This is a genomic window from Rhodovulum visakhapatnamense (assembly GCF_004365965.1).
In the GTDB taxonomy this organism is placed as follows: domain Bacteria; phylum Pseudomonadota; class Alphaproteobacteria; order Rhodobacterales; family Rhodobacteraceae; genus Rhodovulum; species Rhodovulum visakhapatnamense.
The window spans coordinates 61,266-78,788 of the sequence record NZ_SOEB01000011.1; the positions used below are offsets into that span (position 1 = coordinate 61,266).

Here is a 17,523-nt window from a genome sequence, read left to right on the forward strand (position 1 = left end):
CGTTTCTGCAACATCAAACTGCAATGCCGATATGACAGGAACCTTAATCCGGGGACAGTGCCCTTGAACCGATGCGAAGATGCACCAAAGCGGGGCCGCCCGCTGCAGATGACCGCTCTCGAACGCGAGACGGTGATTCTGGATGCGGCCGAACGGGTGCTGCTGGAGCAGGGGCTGACCGGCACGACGATGGCCGCGGTGGCGGGCGCCGCCGGCATGTCGAAGCGGACGCTTTATGCGGTCTTCGACGGGCGGACCGCGCTGTTCGCGGGGGTGCTGCGGCGGCTCCGGGTCCGGGTGGTCCGGCCGCTCGATCCGCCGGATCTGGGGCTGCCGCTGCCGGATCGCCTGCGTCGGCTGCTGGGGCCGGATCTGGCGCCGGGCATCTGTGCGGCCCCGCTGGAATTGCTGCGCGCGACCCTTGCCGAGGCGACCAGTGACTCCGATCTGGTCGAATTGCTGCTGGAGGAGGGGCCGCGCACCTTCCGCCGCGAGATCCGCAAGGAACTCGACCGCGCCGTCAAGCGCGGCGAGATCCGGCTGAGCGATACCGGAAAGGCGGCCGAACTGCTGCTGGACATGGCGCTGCCCTGCACGCTGGAAGACCTGCTGTGCAAGGGCTGCGGCGTGGCCGACGAGGTCGGCAGCATCCGCGAGCGGATCGACCTCGCGGTCGATGTCTTCCTCTCGGGCGCGGACGGTCGCGTCTGAGCGCGCGGCGCCGGGTTTCCCCTGTCTCTTCCTGTCCTGCCGGTTTGGCGATAGCACTTGGTTAACGAATGCAGGACGCAAGGAGGCAAACGCGATGAAGCATATCCTGGCCATCGATCAGGGCACGACCTCGAGCCGGGCCATCCTGTTCGGCACGGATCTTTCCGTCACCGCCACCGCTCAGGAGGAATTCGAGCAGCATTACCCGGCCAGCGGCTGGGTCGAGCACGATGCCGACGATCTCTGGACCTCGACCGCGGGGACCAGCCGCGAGGTGATCGAGCGCGCCGGACTGGGGCCGGAGGATATCGCCGCCATCGGCATCACCAACCAGCGCGAGACGACGCTGGTCTGGGACCGCACCACCGGCCGCCCGGTGCATAATGCCATCGTCTGGCAGGACCGCCGCACCGCCGATCTGTGCCGGGACCTGCGCGAGCAGGGCTGCGCGGCGCAGGTGACCGAGATCACCGGGCTGCTGCTCGACCCGTATTTCTCGGCCACCAAGCTCAAATGGATCCTCGACACTGTCGAGGGCGCGCGGGCCCGGGCCGAGGCGGGCGAACTGGCCTTCGGCACCGTCGACAGCTGGCTGGTGTGGCGGCTGACCGGGGGCAGGGTGCATGTGACCGACGCCACCAACGCGGCGCGCACGATGCTGTTCGACATCCGCAAGGGGGTCTGGTCCGAGGACATGTGCCGGATGCTCGACATCCCGATGTCGATGCTGCCCGAGGTGCGCGACTGCGCCAGCGACTTCGGCATGACCCGGCCCGATCTTTTCGGCCGCGAGATCCCGATCCTGGGGATCGCGGGCGACCAGCAGGCGGCGACCATCGGTCAGGCTTGTTTCGCGCCCGGCATGCTGAAATCGACCTATGGCACAGGCTGTTTCGCGCTGCTGAACACGGGCGACGCGCCGGTCGTCTCGAAGAACCGGCTGCTGACCACCATCGCCTATCAGATGGACGGCAAGCGCACCTATGCGCTGGAAGGCTCGATCTTCATCGCGGGCGCGGTGGTGCAATGGCTGCGCGACGGGCTGCAGGTGATCCGCTCGGCGGCCGAGACGCAGGGGCTCGCGGAACGGGCCGATCCCGGTCAGGACCTGGTGCTGGTGCCCGCCTTCACGGGCCTCGGCGCGCCCTACTGGAACGCCGATTGCCGGGGCGGGGTCTTCGGACTGACCCGCAATTCGGGGCCTGCCGAATTCGCCCGGGCCGCGCTTGAATCGGTCGGCTACCAGACCCGCGACCTGCTGGAGGCGATGCGGGCCGACTGGTCGGCCGAGGGCGATACCGCGCTGCGCGTCGATGGCGGCATGAGCGCGTCGGACTGGGCGATGCAGTTCCTGGCCGACATTCTGGGCGCCCCGGTCGACCGGCCGAAGGTGCTGGAGACGACGGCGATGGGCGCGGCCTGGCTCGCGGGCCAGCGCGCGGGGCTTTACCCGGCGATGGCCGAGTTCGGCGAGACCTGGGCGCTGGACCGGAGCTTCACCCCGGCGATGGAAGCAGACGAGCGCGAGGCGCGCTACGGCCGCTGGAAACGCGCGGTCGCGGCCGTTCAGGCGGTCTGAGCGTGGCGGGTTTCGACTTCGCCGCGCCGGGGCGCATCGTTTTCGGCCGGGGCCGGGCGGCCGAGGCGGTGCCCGCGCTTCTGGGCTGGGGGCGGCGCATCCTTCTGGTGCGCGGCGGGTCGGTGGCCTTTGCCGACCGGCTCGCGGCCGATCTGGCCGGGGCGGGCGCCACGGTCTGCCAGATCCGCGGCCGGGGCGAACCCGATCTGCCGGGGCTTGAGGCGGCGCTGGCCGAGGCGCGGGCCTTCGCGCCCGAGGCGGTGGTGGCCATCGGCGGCGGTGCGGTGATCGATCTGGGCAAGGCGCTGGCGGCGCTGGTGCCCTCGGACCGGCCGGTGCTCGACCATCTCGAGGTGGTGGGCGCGGGCCTGCCGCTGCCGCGCGCGCCCTTGCCCTTGGCGGCCCTGCCCAGCACGGCGGGCACCGGGTCCGAGGCCACGCGCAACGCGGTGATCGGGGTGCCCGGGGCGGGTCGCAAGGTCAGCCTGCGCGATATCCGCATGCTGCCCCGTCTGGCGCTGGTCGATCCGGCCCTGACCGACGGCTGCCCGCGTGCGGTGACGCTGGCCTCGGGGCTCGATGCCATCGTGCAGGTGATCGAGCCCTATCTGTCCTGCCGCGCGACGCCCCTGACCGATGCGCTGTGCGCCGCGGCGATCCCCGAGGGGCTGGCGGCGCTGCCGCGGCTGATGACGGCCGAGGACCCGGCGGCGCGGGACGCGATGGCGCGGGTCAGCCTCACCGGCGGGCTGGCGCTGGCCAATGCCGGGCTTGGCGCGGTGCACGGGCTTGCGGGCGTGATCGGCGGGCGGACCGGGGCGGCCCATGGCGCGATCTGCGGCCGCTTGCTGGTGCCGGTTTTGCGCGCCAACCGCGCGGCGCTGGCCGGGGCCGGGGGCGATCCCGCCCGGATCGAACGGGTCCTGGACTGGATCGGCGCGGCCTTCGGCGGGCAGGGCGCGGAGGCGCTGGACCGGTTCGGGGACTGGATCGCGGCCTCGGGCCTGCCGCCCTTGCCAGAGATGGACCGCGCGGCGGTGGCGGCCGAGGCGCTGGGCTCGTCCTCGATGAAGGGCAATCCGGTGCCACTTTCGGCGGCGACGCTGGCCGCGGTGTTGGCCGAGGCCTGAGCGGGTCCGGGGCGGCCGGGGCAAGCCGGTCTGTTCGGGCCGGTCTGTTCGGTCCGGTCGGGTCTGGCCGATTGGTCCGGGGCGACTGGTGCGGGGCGGTCGGGTCTAGCCGGTCCGCCAATCTGTCGCCCGGGCAGTCTTGCGAACAGGACGTCCGGCGAACGGCACGTCCGGTGATCAGGCGGTCGGCCGGTCAGGCGGTCTGGCGCGTCTGATCCAGCGCGTAGGTCACCAGATCGGCCTCGCTCAGCGGGCGGGCGAACAGATAGCCCTGCAGCACGTTGCAGCCGATGCCGCGCAGGATGTCGGCATGGGCCTGGGTCTCGACGCCCTCGGCCACGGTGCCGATGCCCAGCGTTTCGGCGATCTCGACAATGGCGCGCACGAGGTTGCGGGCCTGCGGGTCGCGCGCGGCGGGCGAGACGATGCGCCGGTCGATCTTCAGCGCCGAGGGGCGGATCTGCATCACCCCGATGATCGAGGCATGGCCCGAGCCGAAATCGTCGATCTCGATATCGATCCCGGCCTCGCGGATCTTTTCGAGATGGAAGCGGAAGGCGTCGCTTTCCTCCTCGACCAGAATCGATTCCAGCAATTCGAAGGTCACCCGCGTGTCGGTGGCGGCGATGTCGAGCGCGCCCGAGACCAGATCGGGGTCATGCATCCGCCCGGAACTGACGTTGAAGCTGATCTTGGGAACCCTGAGCCCCTGCGCCTGCCAGCGATCGAGCGCGCCGCGTGCCTTCTGCATCATGATGCGGTCGATCTCGGGCACGATCCTGAGCTGTTCGGCCACATGCATGAAGGCGTCGGGCGCCAGCAGACCCTTGTGGGGATGGCGCCAGCGCAAGAGCGTCTCGACGCCCACCAGACGCCCGTCCTCGGCCGACACCTGGGGCTGGAAGAAGGGCACGAACTCGTCGTGCTCGAGCCCCTCCTGGATCTCGGCCGCAAGGCGCCGGTCGTTCAGGATCGACTGGTGCAGGTCGGAGGTGAAGAATTCCATCCGGTTCCGGCCCGCCTCCTTGGCGCGGTACAGCGCGGCATCGGCGAACAGCGACAGCTCGGCCCCGGTCTCGCGCAGATCCTCGGTATGGGCGATGCCGAAGCTCGCGCCGAAGCGGCAATGCCGCCCGCCATACATCAGCGGTGCGGCCAGCCGCGCCTGGATGCGTTCGACCGCCTCGCGCGCCTGGGCCGGCGTGACCCCGGCCCCGAGCAGGATCGAAAACTCGTCGCCGCCGATCCGCGCGGCGAAATCCGCGGGCCGCAGCGCGTAGCGCAGGACCTCGGCCACCCGGATCAGCACCTGGTCGCCTGCCTCGTGGCCCAGGGTGTCGTTGACATATTTGAAATGATCCAGATCCATGCGGATCAGCACCCCGTCGCGCGGGCCCCGGCCTTCGGCGGCGCCGCGCAGGCGGGCCGCCAGCTGCTGGTCGTAGGCGCGGCGGTTGGGCAGGCCGGTCAGCCCGTCATGCATCGCCTGATGCTCGTTCTCGCGGCGCATCCTGTCGGCCAGCAGATGCGCCGATTTCAGTTCGTTCTCGCGCTGCACGTCGCGGGTCACGTCCAGCAGCAGGCCGGTGAAGCAGACCGACCCGTCGGGCTCGCGCCGGGGCGTGGCCGAGCCCGACAGCCAGCGCTGGCCGTGCCGGACCGTCCGGATCCGGAACCGCCGACGCCAGGCGGTCAGCCGCCGGGCGCTTTCGTGGATGCTGGCGATGAAGGCCGGGCGATCCTCGGGGTCGATCTGCTCGAAGGCCATCGCCCGGGCATGGCCGGCCCGGGTCACCGGCGTATCGACCAGCTCGTCGAACTGGCCGCTGGTATACAGGAACTCGCTGCGCCCGTCGGGCAGCAGGCGGTATTCGAAGATCCCGCCGGGGGTGTTGTCGGCGATCGAGCGCAGCCGCTCATGGGCGTCGCGCACGGCCCGGGCGGCATCGGCGGCGCGGGTCGCGGCCTCCATGTTGTCGGTCACGTCCATCAGGTTGCCGAACCAGCTTTCGGTGCCGTCGGGCGCCTGGAAGCGCACCGCCGAGACCAGGATCCAGCGCATGCCGTGCCGGGGATGCAGCAGCCGGAACCGGTCTTCGAACCGGCTTTTGTCGCCATCGGCATCGTCGGCGCGGCGGCGTTCGCGGATGCGGTCGCGATCCTCGGGGTGGATGCGGGCATAGATGCACTCGCCATCGGCAGAGATCTCTGTCCGGGTCACGCCCATCAGCTCGGGCAGGCGGGCGCTGAAGTAGGGAAACCGGATCCGCCCGTCCGGCCCCTGCCGCCGCTCGTAAAGCGCGCCGGGCAGGTTGTCGGCGAGGGTCTGCAACAGCGCCCCGGCCTGGCGCGCGCTGGCGGCGGCCTCGGCCAGCATGCGCTCGCGCTCCTTGGTCTCGTCGATCAGGATCATCGCGCCCGCGATCAGATCGGCCAGCCCGCGGGCCGAGCGGTCGATCTTGCGCGCCACCGACCGGTACCAGTGATAGCTGCCGTCGCCATGGCGCTTGCGGTGATCGTGGACCAGCGTGTCGGTCCGCCCGGCCAGCATGTCGTCGAAGGCCGCCACGGCGCCCGGGCGGTCCGCGGGATGGACCAGCGCGTGCCAGTTCTCGACGGTCGAGGCAAAGGCCCAGGGCGCGTAGTTCAGCAGACGGTAGGTTTCGGCCGGGGCCCAGCCGGTCTGTTCGGCCGGGCAGACCGCCCAATGGCCGATCCCGCCCGAGCAGGCCGAGGTGCGCAGCATTTCCTCGCGCTCCCAGGCGGCATTGCGCGAGGCCTCGGCCTCGGCCAGCGCCTCGGCCAGACGCTGTTCGTTCCGTTTGCGCGCGGTGATGTCCTTGAGGCTGCCGCAGATCACCGGCGGGCGGCCCGGGCCTGCGGTGCGCACCGGGCGGGCGCTCGATTCGCACCAGATCCACGAGCCGTCGCGGTGGCGGACCCGGAAATCGGCATGATAGCTTTCGCGCCGCCCGGCGATCAGGTCGTCGATCCCGGCGATGGCGGCGGCGCGGTCCTCGGGATGCACGAGGCTCAGAAAGCTGTCCTGCGCGTCGGCAAGATCGCTGCGTTCGAGACCGAGGATGCGGTAGAAATGGTCGCTGCGGGTTTCGAGCCGCGTCTGGGGGTCCAGCATCCAGGGGCCGATGCCGCCGCTTTCGGTCGCGGCCCGGTGCAGCGCCACGGTGCGTTGCAGCATCCCACGGGCGGATTCGGCCTCGGACAGCGCCTCGGCCAGGTCGGCCGCCGCAGCCTTGTGCGCGGTGATGTCGATCAGGCTGCCGCAGATCATGGCGGGCACGGCCGGATCCTCGGCCCGGTAGCTCTGGGCGGTGACCTCGACCCATTTCCACGAATTGTCGCGGCAGCGCAGCCGGTAGCGCAGGCGGATCTGCGGCACCTCGGCGGCCACCAGGCGGTCGAAGGCCGCCACCGCCGCATCGAGATCGGCGGGATGGATGCGGGCGCGCACCCAGGCCGAGTCGAGCGCGACCGCGCCGGGGTCGAAGCCGAGCATCCGGTAATAGGGGTCGGTGGCCCACATCCGGCGCCGTTCCAGATCGAAATAGAACTGACCCACTCCGGCGGTTTCGGCGGCGATCTGAAGGACGCGGGCGTGATGGTCGGGGGGGATGCCCTCGCCGGTCGCCGGGCGCGGTGGCGGCGTGTCGGCCAGCGCGGGCCGGTCCGGGGCGGCGGCTTCGAGAATGATCGCCTCGATCCCGCCGGTGGCGTCGGGGACCGGGCGCAGGCAACAGTCGAAGACCCGTTCGGTTCCGTCGGCCGCCCGGAACCCCAAGCGCGCCCGCAGCCGTTCGGTGCCGGGCCGCTGCAGCGCCGCGCAGGCTTCGGTCAGGCGGGGCGCGTCCTGCGCGCAGACCAGCCCGTCGGCCCGGACCGGGGCAAGCGGGCGGTGCGGCTGGCCGAGGGCCAGCGCCATCGCCGGGTTGCCAGCCAGGACCCGCCCGTCCGGTGCGATCAGGAGCGCGGGGGCTGCGGCGTTTCCAAACAACCGGTGAAACGAGTTACGCGTCGAATCCATACGCCGTTCCGGAACCTGGGCATGGGGTGCCCTCGGATACGGTCTACGAAGCGAACCCCTAACAAGATCCTTAACGGCTCTGGTTCGGTCGCATTCGAAACGTTTTTCGGGCCGGTTCGGGGCGGTGTGCCACACTTCGCGCCGCGCGTGGCGCCCCCCCCGATCATGCGCAGGTCCGCTTGGGCGCCGAGGGGGGGGGGAGAAAAAGCCTCAGCCCGCGACCGGGGCCGGGGGCTCGTCCGAAATCCACAGGCGGGCTGCCGCCGCCAACACCGCGATGGTTCCGGTCAGCGAGAGGGTCGCGAGGGCCACCAGCCAGGACTGCGTCAGCAGAAGGGCCAGTCCCGCGCAGGCATACCCGACGGCCATTCCGACAAAGACCAGACCCAGCATGCCCGTTTCCCTTTCCCCTGCGGCGATTGTCACAGAAAAGGTGGGACTCGGGGCGAAAATAGGGCGGGGTCGGGGCGTTTTCGGTGCGGGGCCGCCGGTCTCAGACCGAGACGGCGCGGATCAGGCGGTCCTTTTCCAACTCGGCCTTGGGGCCCGACAGCGTGACCGCGCCGCGCTCCATCACGTAGAAGCGGTCGGCAAGGCCATAGGCGAATTCGAAATACTGCTCGACCAGCACGATGGCCATCCGGCCCTGGTCGCGCAGGTATTCGATCACCCGGCCGATCTGCTGGATGATGTTGGGCTGGATGCCCTCGGTCGGTTCGTCCAGCAACAGAAGCTTGGGCTTGGTGATCATCGCCCGGGCGATGGCCAGTTGCTGTTGCTGGCCGCCCGACAGATCGCCGCCGCGCCGGTGCGCCATGTCCCCGAGCACCGGGAAGAGTTCATAGATCTCGTCCGGCACGACGCGGTCGGGGCGGGGCAGGCAGGCGAACCCGGTTTCCAGATTCTCGCGCACGGTCAGCAGCGGGAAGATCATCCGCCCCTGCGGCACGTAGCCCACGCCGCGATGGGCCATGCCCTGGGCCGTAACCCGGCCGACGGCGGCGCCGTCCAGCTCGATCCGGCCGCCCGAGCGCGGATGGGTGCCCGAAATGGCCTTCAGCAGGCTGGTCTTGCCCACGCCATTGGTGCCCATGACGCAGGTCACCTCGCCCGCGCGGGCCTCGATATCGACCCCGTGCAGGATCTGCGAGCCGCCGTAATGCAGCGTCAGGCCGGTTGTTTTCAGCATCGCTCAGCGCCCCAGATAGACATCGATCACCTGCTGGTTCTTGGTGACATGGTCGAGACTGCCCTCGGCCAGGACCGACCCCTCATGCAGCACCGTCACCTTGCAGTCGAGCCGCCGCACGAAGTCCATGTCATGTTCGACGACCACCACGGCGCGGGTCTTCGCGGCCTCTTTCAGAAGGTCGGTGGTATGCTCGCGCTCTGCCAGGGTCATCCCGGCGGCGGGCTCGTCGACCAGCAGCAGCCGCGGCTCCTGCGCCAGCAGCATGCCGATTTCCAGCCATTGCTTCTGGCCGTGGCTCAGTTCGCCCGACTTGCGGTGAAGCTGGTCGCCAAGGCCGATTTCGTCGGCCAGCTCGGCCACCCGGGCGCGGTCCTCGGCGCTCTGGCGATAGGCCAGCACCTTCCAGGGCGCGCGGTCCTTCCGCAGCGCCATCAGCAGGTTGTCGAAGACCGACTGGTCCTCGAACACGGTCGGGCGCTGGAATTTGCGGCCCACGCCCGCGCGGGCGATCTGGCTTTCGCTCATCTTCAGAAGCGAGACCGAGCGTTCGCCCCAGAGCACCCGGCCGCTGTCGGGGCGGGTCTTGCCGGTGACGATGTCCATGAAGGTGGTCTTGCCGGCACCATTGGGGCCGATGATGGCGCGCAGCTCGGCATGACCGATCTCGAACGAGAGGTTGTTGATGGCGCGGAACCCGTCGAAACTGACCGAGACGCCCGAGACCTCGAGAAGGGCGGTCATTGCTCGGCCTCCTTCTCGCGGAACGACCCGGTATCGGGGCCAAGATCGGCGCCATGGCGCGCGGGCGCGCGGCGGCCCGAGACCAGATCGAAAAGCCCGCCGATGCCCTTCGGTGCGAACAGCGTGACCAGAACGAAGCCGAGGCCCAGCAGCACCTGCCACCAGTCGACCCATTTGATCGTGTAGATCCCCAGCGGCAGGTCGGGCACCTGCCCGCCGGTGAACCAGGTCGACAGAAGCGACACGACGCCCGCGCCGATCACGGCCCCGTAAAGCCGCCCGCGCCCGCCGATGGCGACCCAGACCGCCAGGTAGATCGAGGCGATGGGCGCCATTTCGGCGGGGTTGATGATGCCCGCCTGCGGATAGTACAGCGCGCCCGCGATGCCCGCGATCACCGCCGTCAGGGTGAAGACGAACAGCTTGTAGGACTCGACCGAATAGCCAAGGAACCGCACCCGGGCCTCGTCGTCGCGGATGCCCCGGATCACCGAGCCGAACTTGCCCGAGACGACGAAGGCCGCGATCACGTAGCCCAGCGCCAGTGCGGCGGCCGACCCCCAGAAGAACCAGATCGACAGCAGCGATTGCGGCACATCCGCCGCACCGGGGATGTTCTGCAGCCCCGAGAGGCCGTTATTGCCGCGCAGCCCGCTGTCGTTCTGGAACAGATACAGCGACAGCGCCAGCGTCATCGCCTGGGTCAGGATCGACAGATAGACGCCTGTCACGCGGCTTCGGAAGGCGAGCCAGCCGAAGACCAGCGCCAGCAGACCCGGCACCAGCACCACAAGGGCCAGTTGCAGCGGCAGCGAATGGGCGAAGGCCCAGATCGCCGGGAAGTCGGACCCGCCGACCACGCCGAAGATCTGGGTGCCGATGGCGTCGCGGATTTCCTGCGGCGTGGGCGGGATTTCGGCCTGGGCCAGCGAGGCGGCGACGATGGTTTCGGTCCGGGCATACATCAGCCACATGCCGATCATGTAGCCGCCAAGGCCGAAGAAGGCGAAATGGCCAAGCGACAGGATGCCGGTATAGCCCCAGACCAGATCCATCGCGATGGCGATCAGGCACAGGCACAGCGTCTTGCCCAGCGTCTTGACGAAGCTGGTCGAGATCAGGCCCATGCCGACGCCCTCGCCAAGGACCGTGACGGCGGCCACGAACGCCGCAAGCAGCCCGAGGAAGATCAGCACCGAGGGATTTCGGGCGAAGAGGCTGTCTTTCATGCGCGTGCCTCCATCGGGGTGACGGATTTCGGGGCGAGGGACTTGGTGTAATAGGCGCTGTGCGGGTCGAGCCGGTAGGCGCCGAACGGGCCGCAGGGATGGAAGCCCTGCCGTTCGTAAAGCGCGCGGGCCGCCGCGAAGGGCGCGGTCGCGCCGGTTTCCAGCCAGAGCGAGAGATAGCCCCGGGCCCGGGCCTCGGTCTGGATCGCGGCCAGCAGCGCCGCGCCGACCCCTTGCCCGCGGTGGGCGGCGGCGGTGTGCATCGACTTGATCTCGCCCGCTTCGGGCGAGAGCGCCTTCAGCGCGCCGATGCCTGCAAGCTCGGGGCCGTCCCAGGCGGCCCAGACCGTGACCTCGGGGACGTCGAGCCCCTCGAGGGGCAGGAAATGACAGCTTTCAGGCGGGCTCGTCGCCGCGCAGAACGCGGCATGGGTGGCCAGAAGGCCGCGGATCGCCGGGTCGCACAGGTCGGCCAGAGCGATGCGAAGGGCCATGGTGTCAGTCTCCTGCCGCGCGGCCCCGCAGCGCGATGATGCCGCGCGGCCGGACCTGGATGAAGAGGATGATGAAAAGGATCATGTAGGTCTGGGCGGCCAGCGTGTTGCTGGGGTTCAGCCACTCGATGCCCTTCTGCAGGAAACCGATCAGCGTGGCGCCCAGCAGCGTGCCCCAGATGTTGCCGACGCCGCCCACCACGACGGTCATGAAGCTCTGCACGATATAGTCCTGCCCCAGTTCCGAGGTGACCTTGGCGTAAAGCCCGATGGCGACGCCCGCGACGCCCGCGATCCCCGATCCCAGTCCGAAGGTCAGCATGTTGATGCGGTCGGGATTGATCCCCATCGAGGCCGCCATGCGCGGGTTCTGGGTCACCGCGCGCACCTCGAGCCCGAGCCGGGTCCGGCGCATGATGAAGACGAAGAGCGCGAGGAACAGAAGCGCCAGCACGAAGATCGCGATCCGGATATAGCTGATCGAGACCACGTCGTTGAGTTGCAGCGCGCCGTCGAGCCAGGAGGGCGAGGTCAGCGGCCGGGCCTGGGTGCCGAAGATGTTCTTGGCCAATTGCTGCAGCGCGATCGAGATGCCGAAGGTTGCAAGCAGCGTTTCCAGCGGCCGGTTGTAGAGCCAGCGGATCACCAGTCGCTCCATCGCGACGCCGGCCGCGAAGGTGACGGCAAAGGCCAGCGGCAGCGCGATCAGGATCGAGACGGTGTAGTTCGGCACGATCTGCTGGACCACATAGCCGGTATAGGCGCCCATCATGATGAATTCGCCATGGGCCATGTTGATCACCCCCATCACCCCGAAGGTGATGGCCAGCCCGATGGCGGCAAGGAAATAGATCGAGGCCAGCGACAGCGCGTCGAGCGAAAGATCGGCGACCTGGTTCAGCCCCACCTTGAAGGCGATGGCGTCCAGCGCGTCCTCGGCCGCCGCGGTCACCGCCGGGTCGGGTTCGGCATAGCGGTCGTAGAAGCTGTGGGCGTCAAGAGCCGCCTGCACCCCTTGGGCGGTGGCGGTGGGCGGCACGAGGCCCCGGGCCGCAAGCGCCGCATAGGCACGGTCGCGGGCCTCGTCGCTGTTCAGGTCTTCCAGCGGAATGCCCGCGACGGTGCCGTTCTCGATATGGGCCGCCAGCGCGTTGCGCTTGTCGGCGGGGCTGATGCGGGGCCGGGCCAGACCGGCCGCGACCAGCAGACGGTAGGCCTCGGCCTCGGGCAGGGCGTCGCTGCCGGGGGTCAGGCGGCGGGCGACATTCTCGCCCTCGGGCGGCGTGCCGGGGGCGACCGCGCGGGTGGTGGCGACCAGCGGGTTCAGCGCGGCGCGCACGTCGACGCCCAGATCGCCCGCGAAGCTGTCGATGGCCGCGATACGCGCCGCGGGGTCGGGATCGTAGGCGATGGTCAGCAGCCGTTCGAGCCGCGCCTTGCGGGCCTTCAGCCCCGGATCGGTCTCGGACGCGATGGCGCCGCGCAGCGCCTGCAGATGATCGGGCTCGGCGTCCCGCCCGATGGCATCGAGCGCCGCCGCGCGCCGCGCCGGGTCGGGATCGGACAGCTGGAACTGCACCAGCGCCGCGCCGATCAGCCCGCGGATGCCGCTGTTGGGCTTGAGCTGGTCGACCTCGTCGCGCGCGGCCTCGCCGGTCGCCTCGCCGGTCGCGATGTCGATCAGCCGAAGAGTGCCGCCGTCCGCGGGCTCGGCAAAGAAGAACAGCCCGTCGGACTTGCGCTGGTAAAGCGCCTTGTCCTGCCATTTCTCCAGCACGCTCTGGGCGGCGGGCAGGCCGCTGTCGCGCAGCGCCGCGATGGCGGGTCCTATGGTTCTGCGCGAACTTTTCTCGATAAGTTCTCGGTTTTCCTGAAGAATGCTCTGGATCGGGCTGGTCTGGTCCGGGCCAGATTCGACCTCGGCCCCGACCGGGCCGGACTGCGCCAGCGCGGGTCCCGCGTCCAGAGCCGCGAAAACCACCGAAACCACCACAAGGCAGGCGAAAAAGACGGAGAAAAGGCGCATGGGGGACCCTGCTCGGAGAGGAAGGGGGGCGGACAGGCCCGCCCCCGGTCCGGATCAGTAGTTCGACTTGATCTGCACGCAGGTCTTGGTTTCGGTGTTGTACATGCCGCAGTCGAGGTCCTTCCAGTCCGAGGTCAGGACCGCCGATTCCGGCAGGTAGTCGGTCCAGGCGTCGCCCGGCACCGGATCGGTCTCGCTGATGATGTCGAACTGGCCGTCGGCGCGGATCTCGCCGATCAGCACCGGTTTGGTCAGGTGGTGGTTCGGCAGCATCTCGGCGGTCGAGCCGGTGAGGTTGGGATGGGTCTGCCCGATCATCGCGTCCGAGACCGCGCCGACGTCGGTGGTCCCGGCCTCTTCGACCGCATCCACCCACATGTTGAAGCCGATATAGGTCGCTTCCATCGGGTCGTTGGTCACCCGGTCCTGACCCATCCGTTCCTTCCACTTGGCCACGAAGGCCTCGTTTTCAGGCGACTCGGCGGATTCGAAGTAGTTCCAGGCCGCGAGGTGGCCGACCAGGTTCGAGGTGTCGAGGCCCGACAGTTCCTCCTCGCCGACCGAGAAGGCCACCACGGGGATGTCCTCGGCCGAGATGCCCTGCGCCGCCAGTTCCTTGTAGAAGCCGATATTGGCATCGCCGTTGATGGTCGAGATCACGCCGACCTTCTTGCCGTCGGCGCCCAGCGCCTTGACGTCCGAGACGATCTTCGACCAGTCGGAATGGCCGAAGGGGGTGTAGTTGATGAAGATGTCGCTTTCCGGGATTCCCTTCGATTTCAGATAGGCCTGCAGGATGTTGTTCGTGGTGCGCGGATAGACATAGTCGGTGCCCAGAAGCGCGAATTTCTCGACCCCCAGCTCGTCGAGGAAATAGTCGGTCGCGGGGATCGCCTGCTGGTTCGGCGCGGCGCCGGTATAGAAGACGTTCTTCGAGCTTTCCTCGCCCTCGTACTGCACCGGATAGAACAGCAGCCCGTTCAGTTCCTCGATCACCGGCAGCACCGATTTGCGGCTGACCGAGGTCCAGCAGCCGAAGATCACGTCGACATCCTGCACCGTCAGCAGCTCGCGCGCCTTTTCGGCGAACAGCGGCCAGTCGGAGGCCGGGTCGACCACGACCGCCTCAAGCTGCTTGCCCAGCAGCCCGCCCTTGGCGTTCTGTTCGTCGATCATCATCAGGACCGTGTCCTTCAGCGTCGTTTCCGAAATCGCCATCGTCCCCGACAGCGAATGCAGCACGCCCACCTTGATCGTGTCCTGGGCCCAGGCGGGCAGCGAGAACGCGCTGGCCGCGACCGCGCCAAGCAGGATTTTCTTCATGGATGTCATGGTCTACCTCCGGACGTCCCCGGCCCGCGCCCGGCCCTGCGCCTGACGCGCGGGCGGCTCTGGCCTGATCGCCACCTCTGTTGTTGCGTCCCGCGCGGCGCCTTCGGTCTGTCCGTCCCCCAGGCCGCCGCACACCCGCCTCGATCGACCCCGGTCGCCGGTGTGGGCGAGCGAAGGTTTTCCTCGGGCAGGCGGACTCGCAATCGCGACCCCGGGGCCGGGCGGAGAATTCCCCGGTGGACGTGGAGAACAGCCCAGGAAACGGGCTCTATCGAAGTTGGTGATTAAATTTTGGGCTTAACAATATCCGCCTCCTTGGCTCGCGCCGAAAATCCGTGCAGAGCGGGCGGGGATGCGGGAAAAACCGGGCGGACAGGATGCACGCTTCGGGAAGGGGCAGGGACATCGCCTTTCATGACCCATCGGCCGCGGGCTTCGCGTCGGCCTCCGCGCCTTGCGCGCCGTCCCAGCCGCGCGCCCAGGGCGAGGTGCGGCTGTCGTCCAAGCCCGGCCCGCGCGGATCGGTCCTGGCCGGGCTACGGCAAAGCGGGGCCTTCAAGGCGGTGTTTCCGCGCCCGGCGCCCTTGCCCGGCGGCCCGCCGCTTGACGCGGTGCTGGTCAACACCGCGGGCGGGATCACCGGCGGCGACCGGTTTTCCTGCACACTCGAGGCCGGGGCGGGCAGCCATCTGCGCGTCACCACCCAGGCGGCCGAGCGCGGCTATCGCGCCCAGCCGGGCGAGACCGGGTGGGTCGCGAACCGGCTGACGGTCGCCGCGGGCGCGCGGCTCGACTGGCTGCCGCAGGAAACGATCCTGTTCGAGGGCTGCTGTCTGGACCGGAGCCTTGTCGCCGATCTTGCCCCCGGCGCCCGGCTTTTGCTGGTCGAGCCGCTGGTCTTCGGCCGCGCCGCGATGGGCGAGACCCTGCGTGCCGCGCGCTTCCGCGACCGGATCGAGATCCGGCGGGATGGCGTGCCGCTTTATCTCGATGCGCTGCGCTTCGAGGGCGATGTGGCCGCGCAGCTGGCCCGTCCGGCGGTCGCGGCGGGGGCCGGGGCGCTGGCCAGCCTCGTTCTGGTCGCGCCCGAGGCGGCGGCGCATCTGGCGCCGATCCGCGCGCTGCTGCCCGCAACCGGCGGCGCCAGCCTGCTGGCCGAGGATGTATTGGCATTGCGTCTGCTGGCGCCCGACAGTTACCACATGCGCAAGGTGCTGATCCCGGTGCTGACGCGCCTGACCGAAGCCCTGCCAAGATCATGGATGACCTGACATGCAACTGACACCCCGCGAAAAAGACAAGCTTCTGATCGCCATGGCCGCCGAGGTCGCGCGCAAGCGCCTGGCGCGCGGCGTCAAGCTGAACCATCCCGAGGCGATCGCCCTGATCACCGATGCCGTGGTCGAAGGCGCCCGCGACGGCCGCTCGGTCGCCGACATGATGGAGGCGGGCGCCCAGGTCGTGACTCGGGATCAATGCATGGAAGGCGTGCCCGAGATGATCCACGAGGTGCAGGTCGAGGCCACTTTCCCCGATGGCACCAAGCTTGTCACCGTCCACAACCCGATCCGCTGAGGTGCGCCGATGATCCCCGGAGAGATTTTTCCCGCCGAAGGCGAGCTGACCTTGAATGACGGCCGCGAGTCGCTCACCCTGATGGTGGCGAATACCGGCGACCGGCCGGTCCAGGTCGGCAGCCACTATCATTTCGCCGAGACCAACCCCGCGCTCGATTTCGACCGGGACGCCGCGCGGGGCCTGCGGCTCGATATCGCCGCGGGCACCGCGGTTCGGTTCGAGCCCGGCCAGCGCCGGGAGGTGCGGCTGATCCCGATCTCGGGACAGCGGCGCATCTTTGGCTTCAATCAGAAGGTGATGGGCGCCCTTTGAGACGCGCCCGCATCGAACGCCCCATCAGAAGGAAGTGTTGCGATGACTTTCACATCCCCGGCCTTTTCCGCCGCCAATCCGTTCCTGGCGGCGACTGTGATGTTCGATCAGCAGATGCGCCTTTATCAGGCCGCCACCGACATGATGCTGCGCGCCAACCCCTGGCTGGCGATGATGATGCGGACCAGCGGGTTCGACCCACTGACCGCGGATTCGGGGCTCAGCGCGGCCGACAGCGTCGATGAGATGCCGCTCGATGCCGGGGTGGCGTCCGAGACCGCTCCGGCGGCCATGTCGGGTCCGGCAGCCACGGCCAAGCTCGCACCCGCAAGGCCTGCGCCCGAACCTGCGCCCGAACCTGCGCCCGAACCTGCGCCGCAGCCCGCCGAGGCCGCCACCGTGACGGCCTTCGCGCCCGCCGCACCCGAGGCCGCGCCCAAGCGTTCGCCGGCGCCCTCCGAGGCGAAACCGGAGGCCGCGCCCGCCCCGGCCGCCGCCGCATCCGGGCCGAAATCCGCGGCGAAATCCGCGCCGAAATCCGGGGGGGCTCCCGCCGACAAGCCCGCCTCAAGACCCGCATCGGCCGCGCCCCGCACGGCCCGGTCCGCGCGTCCGGCGACGCCCGGGCGGGCCCGCCGCAAACCATCGGCGCCGCCCGCCCCGCCCTCGGGCGGCGATGCGCCCGAGGGCGGATCGTGACGGCGCGTGGCGCGGTGGCGGTCCTGCTGATCGCCGCGGCTCTGCCCGGGCTGGCAGGCGCCGCCTGTCCGGGCAATACCCAGATCGAGATGAACGACTGTGCCGCCTCGGCCTATCGCAATGCGGACGCCCAGCTGAACGCGGTCTGGCCTGCGGCCCGGGCGGCGGCGGCCAGCTGGGGCGGCGACGGGATGCTGCTTGATGCGCAACGCAAGTGGATCGCCTTTCGCGATGCCGCCTGCGCTGTCGAAGCCGCCCAGTATCAGGGAGGCAGCATCCAGCCGCTGGTTCATGCCGAGTGTCTTCGTCGCCTGACCGAACGGCGCACGGCCGACCTGCGCGGGGTGTTGCCGCAATGACCGCCCCCGCTCTCCGGCGCATGGCGCGGTGCTGCGGCCGCGCCGGGGACTGCGGGCGTCTGCGTTCTTTCCCAGTTCCCGGCGGCGCACCCGGCGCCG

General features: G+C 69.6%; 16 protein-coding genes. 8 read left to right on the top strand and 8 right to left on the bottom strand.

Annotated elements, in window-relative coordinates:
• The first annotated feature begins 108 nt into the window (after nt 1-108).
• From EV657_RS11430 to EV657_RS11440, 3 genes are all read left to right on the top strand, one after another.
• Nucleotides 109-711, top strand: a complete 603-nt coding sequence (locus EV657_RS11430; RefSeq protein ID WP_113670506.1) for a TetR family transcriptional regulator — start codon at nt 109-111, stop codon at nt 709-711.
• A 94-nt stretch (nt 712-805) separates the two neighbouring features.
• Entirely contained in the window at nt 806-2,290 is a 1,485-nt protein-coding gene (glpK, locus tag EV657_RS11435; RefSeq protein ID WP_075785533.1) for a glycerol kinase GlpK, read from the top strand.
• Between the two features lie 2 nt (nt 2,291-2,292).
• A complete protein-coding gene (locus EV657_RS11440) occupies nt 2,293-3,420 on the top strand; it encodes an iron-containing alcohol dehydrogenase (protein WP_134077946.1) in 1,128 nt (375 codons plus the stop codon).
• Nucleotides 3,421-3,613: 193 nt separating this feature from the next.
• Here the strand turns inward: EV657_RS11440 and EV657_RS11445 are convergent, their stop codons facing one another.
• The 8 genes from EV657_RS11445 to urtA all read right to left on the bottom strand — a co-directional run bounded on the left by EV657_RS11445 (nt 3,614) and on the right by urtA (nt 14,476).
• Entirely contained in the window at nt 3,614-7,462 is a 3,849-nt protein-coding gene (locus tag EV657_RS11445) for a PAS domain-containing protein (RefSeq protein ID WP_134077947.1), read from the bottom strand.
• Between the two features lie 210 nt (nt 7,463-7,672).
• Nucleotides 7,673-7,855: a hypothetical protein gene (locus EV657_RS11450; RefSeq protein WP_075785536.1), complete on the bottom strand. Its 183-nt coding sequence runs from the start codon at nt 7,853-7,855 to the stop codon at nt 7,673-7,675.
• Nucleotides 7,856-7,955: 100 nt separating this feature from the next.
• Nucleotides 7,956-8,651: an urea ABC transporter ATP-binding subunit UrtE gene (gene urtE / locus EV657_RS11455; RefSeq protein WP_134077948.1), complete on the bottom strand. Its 696-nt coding sequence runs from the start codon at nt 8,649-8,651 to the stop codon at nt 7,956-7,958.
• Nucleotides 8,652-8,654: 3 nt separating this feature from the next.
• Nucleotides 8,655-9,395: an urea ABC transporter ATP-binding protein UrtD gene (gene urtD / locus EV657_RS11460; protein WP_134077949.1), complete on the bottom strand. Its 741-nt coding sequence runs from the start codon at nt 9,393-9,395 to the stop codon at nt 8,655-8,657.
• A complete protein-coding gene (gene urtC / locus EV657_RS11465; protein ID WP_134077950.1) occupies nt 9,392-10,624 on the bottom strand; it encodes an urea ABC transporter permease subunit UrtC in 1,233 nt (410 codons plus the stop codon). Before urtC ends, urtD begins: the two co-directional genes overlap by 4 nt.
• Nucleotides 10,621-11,118, bottom strand: coding sequence for a GNAT family N-acetyltransferase (locus EV657_RS11470; protein ID WP_113670512.1), 498 nt, complete (start codon nt 11,116-11,118; stop codon nt 10,621-10,623). The genes urtC and EV657_RS11470 overlap by 4 nt, the downstream gene beginning before the upstream one ends.
• 4 nt (nt 11,119-11,122) lie before the next feature.
• Nucleotides 11,123-13,144: an urea ABC transporter permease subunit UrtB gene (gene urtB, locus EV657_RS11475; protein ID WP_134077951.1), complete on the bottom strand. Its 2,022-nt coding sequence runs from the start codon at nt 13,142-13,144 to the stop codon at nt 11,123-11,125.
• 54 nt (nt 13,145-13,198) lie between these two features.
• Nucleotides 13,199-14,476 carry an urea ABC transporter substrate-binding protein gene (urtA, locus tag EV657_RS11480; protein WP_113670514.1) on the bottom strand — a complete coding sequence of 426 codons (1,278 nt, stop codon included), beginning with the start codon at nt 14,474-14,476 and terminating at the stop codon, nt 13,199-13,201.
• Nucleotides 14,477-14,853: 377 nt separating this feature from the next.
• On the opposite strand from urtA, the gene EV657_RS11485 reads away from it, so the two are divergent.
• Genes EV657_RS11485 through EV657_RS11505 form a run of 5 tightly spaced genes read left to right on the top strand, consistent with a single transcriptional unit; the run spans nt 14,854 to nt 17,424 of the window.
• Nucleotides 14,854-15,747, top strand: coding sequence for an urease accessory protein UreD (locus EV657_RS11485; RefSeq protein WP_081382098.1), 894 nt, complete (start codon nt 14,854-14,856; stop codon nt 15,745-15,747).
• 1 nt (nt 15,748) lies between these two features.
• Nucleotides 15,749-16,051 carry an urease subunit gamma gene (locus EV657_RS11490; protein ID WP_075785543.1) on the top strand — a complete coding sequence of 101 codons (303 nt, stop codon included), beginning with the start codon at nt 15,749-15,751 and terminating at the stop codon, nt 16,049-16,051.
• 9 nt (nt 16,052-16,060) lie between these two features.
• Nucleotides 16,061-16,366: an urease subunit beta gene (locus EV657_RS11495; RefSeq protein WP_075785544.1), complete on the top strand. Its 306-nt coding sequence runs from the start codon at nt 16,061-16,063 to the stop codon at nt 16,364-16,366.
• Between the two features lie 42 nt (nt 16,367-16,408).
• Nucleotides 16,409-17,065, top strand: coding sequence for a hypothetical protein (locus EV657_RS11500; RefSeq protein ID WP_134077952.1), 657 nt, complete (start codon nt 16,409-16,411; stop codon nt 17,063-17,065).
• Complete coding sequence (locus EV657_RS11505; protein WP_207802486.1) at nt 17,062-17,424, top strand: lysozyme inhibitor LprI family protein; 363 nt, start codon at nt 17,062-17,064, stop codon at nt 17,422-17,424. The genes EV657_RS11500 and EV657_RS11505 overlap by 4 nt, the downstream gene beginning before the upstream one ends.
• Nucleotides 17,425-17,523 lie beyond the last annotated feature (99 nt).

What these genes read in the sequence shown, in the direction of transcription:
- EV657_RS11430 (WP_113670506.1), top strand. Translation starts at nt 109, where the DNA reads ATGACCGCTCTCGAACGCGAGACGGTGATTCTGGATGCGGCCGAACGG.
- glpK (WP_075785533.1), top strand. Translation starts at nt 806, where the DNA reads ATGAAGCATATCCTGGCCATCGATCAGGGCACGACCTCGAGCCGGGCC.
- EV657_RS11445 (WP_134077947.1), bottom strand. Translation starts at nt 7,462, where the DNA reads ATGGATTCGACGCGTAACTCGTTTCACCGGTTGTTTGGAAACGCCGCA.
- EV657_RS11450 (WP_075785536.1), bottom strand. Translation starts at nt 7,855, where the DNA reads ATGCTGGGTCTGGTCTTTGTCGGAATGGCCGTCGGGTATGCCTGCGCG.
- urtE (WP_134077948.1), bottom strand. Translation starts at nt 8,651, where the DNA reads ATGCTGAAAACAACCGGCCTGACGCTGCATTACGGCGGCTCGCAGATC.
- urtD (WP_134077949.1), bottom strand. Translation starts at nt 9,395, where the DNA reads ATGACCGCCCTTCTCGAGGTCTCGGGCGTCTCGGTCAGTTTCGACGGG.
- urtC (WP_134077950.1), bottom strand. Translation starts at nt 10,624, where the DNA reads ATGAAAGACAGCCTCTTCGCCCGAAATCCCTCGGTGCTGATCTTCCTC.
- EV657_RS11470 (WP_113670512.1), bottom strand. Translation starts at nt 11,118, where the DNA reads ATGGCCCTTCGCATCGCTCTGGCCGACCTGTGCGACCCGGCGATCCGC.
- urtB (WP_134077951.1), bottom strand. Translation starts at nt 13,144, where the DNA reads ATGCGCCTTTTCTCCGTCTTTTTCGCCTGCCTTGTGGTGGTTTCGGTG.
- urtA (WP_113670514.1), bottom strand. Translation starts at nt 14,476, where the DNA reads ATGACATCCATGAAGAAAATCCTGCTTGGCGCGGTCGCGGCCAGCGCG.
- EV657_RS11485 (WP_081382098.1), top strand. Translation starts at nt 14,854, where the DNA reads ATGCACGCTTCGGGAAGGGGCAGGGACATCGCCTTTCATGACCCATCG.
- EV657_RS11490 (WP_075785543.1), top strand. Translation starts at nt 15,749, where the DNA reads ATGCAACTGACACCCCGCGAAAAAGACAAGCTTCTGATCGCCATGGCC.
- EV657_RS11495 (WP_075785544.1), top strand. Translation starts at nt 16,061, where the DNA reads ATGATCCCCGGAGAGATTTTTCCCGCCGAAGGCGAGCTGACCTTGAAT.
- EV657_RS11500 (WP_134077952.1), top strand. Translation starts at nt 16,409, where the DNA reads ATGACTTTCACATCCCCGGCCTTTTCCGCCGCCAATCCGTTCCTGGCG.